This window comes from Nonomuraea sp. NPDC048881, from assembly GCF_040649795.1.
Lineage (GTDB): Bacteria > Actinomycetota > Actinomycetes > Streptosporangiales > Streptosporangiaceae > Nonomuraea.
Map to the genome: position 1 here is coordinate 692,752 of NZ_JBEZGC010000004.1, position 7,001 is coordinate 699,752.

Annotated in this window: 5 protein-coding genes and 1 rRNA gene; 4 read left to right on the plus strand and 2 right to left on the minus strand. The window is 69.4% G+C overall.

Annotated elements, in window-relative coordinates; genetic code table 11:
* Positions 1 to 6: 6 nt before the first annotated feature.
* Entirely contained in the window at positions 7 to 783 is a 777-nt protein-coding gene (gene pstB, locus AB0C33_RS18395; RefSeq protein WP_352322866.1) for a phosphate ABC transporter ATP-binding protein PstB, read from the plus strand.
* Entirely contained in the window at positions 783 to 1,508 is a 726-nt protein-coding gene (locus AB0C33_RS18400) for a response regulator transcription factor (RefSeq protein ID WP_358289033.1), read from the plus strand. The genes pstB and AB0C33_RS18400 overlap by 1 nt, the downstream gene beginning before the upstream one ends.
* Here AB0C33_RS18400 and AB0C33_RS18405 read toward each other — a convergent pair.
* Positions 1,477 to 2,514: a serine hydrolase gene (locus AB0C33_RS18405; protein WP_358289036.1), complete on the minus strand. Its 1,038-nt coding sequence runs from the start codon at positions 2,512 to 2,514 to the stop codon at positions 1,477 to 1,479. The two genes, AB0C33_RS18400 and AB0C33_RS18405, sit on opposite strands and share 32 nt — an antisense overlap.
* A gap of 317 nt (positions 2,515 to 2,831) precedes the next feature.
* Here AB0C33_RS18405 and AB0C33_RS18410 point away from each other — a divergent pair, with 317 nt between their 5' ends.
* Together AB0C33_RS18410 and AB0C33_RS18415 are read left to right on the plus strand one after the other, a co-directional pair.
* Positions 2,832 to 4,184: a hypothetical protein gene (locus AB0C33_RS18410; RefSeq protein WP_358289039.1), complete on the plus strand. Its 1,353-nt coding sequence runs from the start codon at positions 2,832 to 2,834 to the stop codon at positions 4,182 to 4,184.
* A gap of 514 nt (positions 4,185 to 4,698) precedes the next feature.
* Complete coding sequence (locus tag AB0C33_RS18415; protein WP_358289041.1) at positions 4,699 to 5,973, plus strand: PQQ-binding-like beta-propeller repeat protein; 1,275 nt, start codon at positions 4,699 to 4,701, stop codon at positions 5,971 to 5,973.
* Between the two features lie 940 nt (positions 5,974 to 6,913).
* Here the strand turns inward: AB0C33_RS18415 and rrf are convergent.
* Positions 6,914 to 7,001, minus strand: a 5S ribosomal RNA gene (gene rrf, locus AB0C33_RS18420); the annotation flags it as partial.

Here is a 7,001-nt window from a genome sequence, read left to right on the forward strand (position 1 = left end):
GCCACAATGTCCAAGCAGATCCAGGTCTCGGGCCTCGACGCGTACTACGGGTCGCACAAGGCGATCGAGGACGTGTCGATGACCATCGAGCCGCGCTCGATCACCGCGTTCATCGGCCCGTCCGGATGCGGCAAGTCGACGTTCCTGCGCACGCTCAACCGCATGCACGAGGTGATCCCCGGCGCCCGCGTCGAGGGCAAGGTCATGCTCGACGGCGAAGACCTGTACGCCCCCACCGTCGAACCCGTCTCGGTCCGGCGCATGGTGGGCATGGTCTTCCAGCGCCCCAACCCGTTCCCCACGATGTCGATCTACGAGAACGTGGCCGCCGGGCTCCGCCTCAACGGCCGGGTCGGCAAGTCCACCCTCGACGGCATCGTGGAGGAGTCGCTGAAGGGCGCCAACCTCTGGAACGAGGTCAAGGACCGGCTGAACAAGCCCGGCGCCGGCCTGTCCGGCGGTCAGCAGCAGCGTCTGTGCATCGCCCGCGCGATCGCGGTCAAGCCGCAGGTCCTGCTCATGGACGAGCCGTGCTCGGCGCTCGACCCGATCTCGACGCTGGCCATCGAGGACCTGATGGCCCAGCTCAAGGAAGAGTTCACGATCGTGATCGTGACCCACAACATGCAGCAGGCCGCCCGGGTCAGCGACCGGACCGCGTTCTTCAACCTGGCCGCCCAGGGCAAGCCCGGCAAGGTCATCGAGATGGACGAGACCTCCCGCATGTTCACCAACCCTTCGGAGAAGGCAACAGAGGACTACATCACGGGACGCTTCGGCTGATGACCCCACAGCAGGCGGCATCCACGATGAACGGGGACACGCGGACCAAGCCCGTACTGCTCATCGCCGACCCCGACGACGCCGTGGTCGACGACCTGGCCACGGCGCTGGAACGCGAGGGCGTGGCCGTCACCGGCGCGCCGGACGGCGCCCAAGGGCTGCTCCAGGCGGGAGCGCTGCAGCCGGACGTGGTGCTCGTGTCGGCCACGCTCCCGGTCATCGACGCGGTCGACTTCGTCCGCGCGGTACGGCTCGCGCGAGCCGTGCCCGTCCTGCTCGGCGTCGGCGAGGGGAACGCCGAGCAGGCCGTACGCGCGCTCGCGGCGGGGGCCGCGGCCTGCGTGGCCCGGCCGTACCGGGTGCCGGAACTGCTGCCGTTCATCCAGGCGTCCTCCCCGGAGTCCCGCAAGGTCCTGGCCGTCGGCGGCGTCGAACTGGACGTCCAGGCCTACCAGGTACGCGTCGAGGGCCGCGCCGTGCACCTCCCGCTGCGCGAGTTCGAGCTGCTGCAGTACCTGATGCGCAACGCCGACCGCACGGTCACCCGCGAGCAGATCATGCGGCACGTGTGGCACGCCGCCGCGACCACGTCCACGAACACGATCGCGGTGCACGTCAAACGGCTGCGCGCGCGCCTCGGCGACAACGACGACCAGCTCATCCAGACCGTGCGCGGCGTCGGCTACCGGCTGGTCACGCCCGGCACCTCCGGAAGTCCCGCATGATCCGCGCGGCGACGCCCTCGACGGTCGCAATGCCGTCCCCCACCTCGGCGCTGCCCTCGGTGAGGACGGCGACCGCGTAGTCGTGGCCGCGGCCCCGGATCAGCCCCACGCTGACCGTGGCCCAGCGCCCGTTGGAGACGCGCTTCAGCCAGCCGTTCTTCAGACGCACGCGCTCGCCCGCGCAGGCCGCGGCGGAGACGCCCCAGTCCTGGCCGCGGACGACCGCGCCCATCAGTTTGAGCACCTGCGCGCGCTCCTTCGCCTTGAGCGGGCTCTTCCCGGACACCAGCTCCTTCATCAGGCGGACCTGGTCGTCCACCGACGTCTCGGTGATGCCCCAGCAGTAGAGGTCGACGCAGTCCCCCGGGACGCCCCTGGTGTGCCTGAGCCCGAACCTCCTGCCGGCCTCGGTGAAGCCCGCCGCGCCGCCGATGCGCAACCACAGGCGGTCGGCCGCGTGGTTGTCGCTGTAGCGGATCATGAGCTCGGCGTCGCGCCTGACGGGCTCGGGCAGCCTGCGCCACGGTTTCCCGAGCAGCAGCGCCATCAGGATCTGGGCCTTGGCCGTGCTGGCGGTGATCAGCCGTTCGCCCGGGTGGTAGCGGTAGACGCGGCCGGTCGTCAGATCCTTGACCATGGCCGTGACCGGGCCAGGCCGGCCCGCCAGGAAGCGGTCGAGCCGCTCGGTGATCTTCTTGGTCGGGACGGGCTTCACGGCCTCCGTCTTGGCCTGGACGGTTTTCACGGCCTTCGCCTTCTTGGCCGGGACCGTTACGGCGATCGCCGGGGGGCCGAGGTGGTGCGGCATGCGTACCGGCCCGGGCGCGGCGCGCACGGTCACCGGCTCCGGGGCCGCGTGCGCGCTCCCCTGCCCTGGCGCCGCCACGTGTGCGCTCACCGTCCCCGGCGCCGCGTGCGTCGGCAGTGCCGTCCCCGCGGCTGTGCCTGGGGCGAGTAGTGGCGGCAGGAGGGCGAGCGCGATGGCCAGCCGTGGAAGCGTCCTCACGCTGCCCGCGATCATGCGGTGAATTATCACGAAAAATGGCAACACCGCGCTACGAGTCGCCGGAAAACATCTTCACCTACTCACCACTCCACAAAGAACCCGACCACCCCGAAGACTCGCGATGTGGCCACTGGTACGATTCCCCTCTTTCGGGGTTTGTCAGCACTCTCGGGGCTAAAGTGACAACGGGGCCGAGTTTTCCGCAGTATCAGGGGCAACAGCAGCAGCAACAGTGGCCGGCCATGCAGCCGCCGCCACCACCACCTCCATCCAATCCTCCTTCTCCGCCCAGGCGCCGGACCGGCTTCTGGGTCACCATGGGCATCGTCTCGCTCGTGGTGGCGATCGCCGTGGGTGCCGGCGTCGGCCTCGTCCTGCGCGGCCGCATCAACGGCGTCCAGGATCCGTTACGCCGCCAGGAGGCGTCGGGCAAGAGCGACCCGAACGCCGTGATCGTCACCGACCAGGAGATCGAGAAGCTGGTCTACGAGCACGGCAAGGCGCTGAGCAGCGGGAACGCCGACGCGTTCACCTCGATCTTCGACAAGGGCAACGCGGCGCTCGTCCGCGACCAGCGCAAGGTGTTCACGAACCTGCGCAAGGTGCCGCTCAGTGAGGCGTCATACAAGGTGATGCGTCGCGAGGGCCGCGCCGAGGACAGCTTCGGGCGGGCCCTGAAGTTCACCCAGGACGTCGCGTTCGTCCACCGGTTCGCCGGCATCGACCTGCGGCCGGTCTCGGAGTGGTACCGCTGGACGCTGGAGAAGGCGTCCAAGGACGCGCCACTGGTCGTCACCAAGGTGGACGGCGCGCCGCCACCCATGGTGAGCGAGGGCAGCAAGTCCGTGTACTACCCGGGCCCGTGGGACATCTGGCCTGACATCACCGTGGTCCGCGCGGGCGCCAGCATCGTCCTGGCCCGTCCCCAGGACACGGCCATGGCCAGGCGAGTCGCCCCGGTGGTCGCCAGCGCGGCGAAGAAGAACCTGGACTTCTGGAAACGCAACGGCGACGCCACCGCGCCCGTGCCGGCCGGGTTCGCGGTCGCGCTGGTCGAGGGGCAGAACCAGCTCGGCAACCTGTTCCGCAAGGAGAAGGCGCACGAAGCGGGCGTGTCCATCCCCATGCTCGCCTGGGCCTCCCTGGGCGACGACGTCAAGGTCGGCGGCACCCGGGTGGTCATGGACACCACCACGTCCTTCTTCCGGTCGTCCGAGGGCATCCTGGAGATCAGCACGCACGAGCTGGCCCACTCCCTGCTGGCCGGGCTGGACAGCGCCGACTTCTCCCTCTTCGGCAAGCCCAACTGGGTCATCGAGGGCTTCGCCGAGTACTCCGCCAACCGCGGCCACCCCATCAACCAGAACATCCGCTTCCAGGAAGGCCGCGCGTACCTGGCCGGCCGCCTCAGCACCCGCTTCTCGGGCCAGCTCCCCGACAACCCGTCGTGGGACGCCAACGGCATGACGAACGTGCACTACCTGATGGGACACCTGGCCATGCGCTACATCGCCCAGCGGTACGGCGAGCAGAAGCTGACCAGCGCGGTGATCGCGGCCTACCGGGCCAAGGGCGACGACAGCGAGGCGGCACTGTTCAAGGTGCTGGGCGTGAGCAAGGCGGACTTCGAACGGCAGTGGGCGTCGTACGTCCGCGGGCAGCTGGCCTGAACGGGGAGCAACCATGACAGACCACTCCAACACCCCACCCGGCCCGTACGGCTCCCCACCCCCCAACCCGTACGGCCAGCCGGCTCCCAACGCCGGCTCCTACCCTCCGCCCGCGCAGCCATGGCCCCAGAGCCCGGCCGCGTACCCCCCGCAGGGCACGGCTCCGGCCGCCTACCCACCCGCGGGCTACCCGCAACCGCCCGCCAATCCTTACGCTCCTTCTCCCGGCGCGTATGCCCCGCCAACGGGCAACCCAGCCGCTTACCCATCGCCATCAGGCAACCAACCCACCTACCCACCCCCCACGGGCAACCAGCCCCCATACCCACCACCCGCAGGCAACCAGCCCACCTACCCGCCGAACCCTCCCTCTCCCGGCGCACCCTCGCCCTACGGCCAACCCCCGCAGCCCCCCGCACCCGGCAGCGGCACACCGTACGGCGGCCAGCCCGCACTCCCGCAGCAGCGCCCCCGGCCCAAGTGGAAGACCGCCCTGCTGGCCACCGGCGCGGCCGTGGTCCTCCTCTCCGTCAGCACGGGCACCGCCTGGTTCGTCGCCACCACCGGAACGACCGGCGGCGGCATCACCGCATTCGGCGACGGGGGCGGCGACGGAGCAGAATGGGACGTCCCCCTCCCCAACGCCGGAAGCTGGGACTTCACCACCGCCCTGGCCTTCGGCAGCTGGCTGACCGACAAGGTCGTCATCCGCGCCCAGAAGGACGGCGTCCTCGCCTACGACCTGGCGTCCGGAAAGCGTTCCTGGGGCATCCCCTCGCCGGGCGCCCAGCTCTGCGGCGCCACCCCGGACCTGTCCGGCGGCAAGGCCGCCATCGCGTACGGCAGCAGCAACTCGTGCGACCACCTGGCCGGCATCGACGCCACCACGGGCAAGCTCACCTGGAAGATCAAGATCCCGGCCGAGAAGTCCACCCTCGCCAACTCCATCAACGTCCCCCGCATCATGAGCGCCGACGGCGTGGCCGTCACCGAGTTGGACGACGCGGTGGTCGCCTACCGCCTCTCCGACGGCCACAAACTGTGGAGCGCCGCCGCGTCCCCCGACGACGGCTGCCACATCAAGGACATCAACACCGCCCCCACCCGGGTCGCCGTCATCCTCGACTGCACCTTCAGAGGCGGCACCCGCCTCCAGTACCTCGACCCCAAGACCGGCAAGATCACCAAGCAGGCCACGCTGGGCGAGCTCAGCCTCATGACCAGCCTTCTGTCAGCCTCTCCCGCCATCATCCGCAGCGAGTCCGGCGGCCAGAACAACTTCACGGTCTACTCCGACGCCGCCACCAAGGTGACCGAGTTCAAGACCCCCGAGGTGGACATGCTCGCCATGAACACCGTGGCCATGGTCAACGGCCTGTTCGAACAACACCGCTACACCATCCACGGCGACCGCCTCTACCTGGCCACGTTCCCGGAGAACGTCCCGCAGAGCATGCGCTCCCGCAACAAGGCCCTCGCCTACGACCTGAAGACCGGCAAGCAGCTGTGGGAATCGTCCGGCACCCATGACACGATCCTCACCTACGTCCGCGCCGACGACCAGGGCCTGCTGGCCGTCGAAACCGGCGACCGCCGCGACCTGGCCCCCCGCCTCATCCGCCTTGACGCCGCCACCGGCAAAGCCACCGAACTGGCCACCCTCCCCCAGAAGTACGGCACCGAGGCCGAAAAGGCCCGCGTCTTCGAACGCAACGGCGTAGTGATCACCGTCCCCTGGACCTCCGTAGCCACCAGATACGCCGTCACCTACGTCAACACCAAATCCTGACCCCCAAGAATCCTGACCCCAACAACAGAAGGGCCCCACGCACCCGGCGTGCGGCCCTTCTCCCGTCTCCCCACCTTCACAACCACACCCCCAGCCCTGCACCGCGTCAGGTGGCGGGTTGCGTGTGTGACGCGGTTGGTGGGCCTGGGAGTGACTCTGCTGGGGAGAACGCTCCGGGGCGCCCCAACCCACTGCTCCCACCAGCAGGGCCCCCAGCGCCACTCCATGAATCGACGGCGCATCGAGGCCAGCCAGCCTCCTGGCCGGGCGCCTGACCAGGAGGCTGAGAGATCCCGAGAGCCCGGGGAAGCCTGGGGCGCGGTGACAGTCCGGGGCATGCCTGGCGTATGCCGGAGATACATCAGGTGCCGGAGGGCATGACGCCCCACACTCGCCTCAATACCTCCGCCCAGTCCCCATCGGCTCTACGTAGGCGGGGACCGGTCTGAACGCGGAGATGTGCGGGGCCTGCGGGCGGATGACACCTGAAGTCTGTCTACGGTCGCGGAATCGGCGCCACCGCGCGCAGGCGGTTGACGGCCGGCACTCAGCGGAGGCGTAGGGCCGCCCCCAAGGACGGCGTTTGAGGAACGTCAGCTCAGGAGCCGGAAACGAGCCCCACGGGTCTCCTGCGAGGCGGCGCCGGATACGCCCCCCAGCCTCCTTCGAAGCGGGCGGGACACGAGCCCTCAGTCTTCGAAGTGGGCCGGCTCGGACTGACCAGAGGCGGAACCGACTGGAATCCACCGAAGGCGCCACCTGCCCCTTGCGACAGCGCACCCTCCAGCGCCGCAAGCCGATTTACTGACCCACCGGTCCACCGAGGCGCGCCACCAGCCTGTCCCCTGAGCCGGCGCCCACCCCCAGCACCCGGCACAAGGAAATACCCCCGGAAATGCAGAAAGGGCCCCGACCGAAGTCGGAGCCCTTTCCAAAGATTGTCCGGCGGTGACCTACTCTCCCACACCCTCCCGAGTGCAGTACCATCGGCGCAGAGAAGCTTAACTTCCGGGTTCGGAATGTAACCG

Excerpts from the sequence above, each read along its gene's own strand:
- AB0C33_RS18410 (WP_358289039.1), top strand. The coding sequence starts at position 2,832 with ATGGGCATCGTCTCGCTCGTGGTGGCGATCGCCGTGGGTGCCGGCGTC.
- AB0C33_RS18400 (WP_358289033.1), top strand. The coding sequence starts at position 783 with ATGACCCCACAGCAGGCGGCATCCACGATGAACGGGGACACGCGGACC.
- pstB (WP_352322866.1), top strand. The coding sequence starts at position 7 with ATGTCCAAGCAGATCCAGGTCTCGGGCCTCGACGCGTACTACGGGTCG.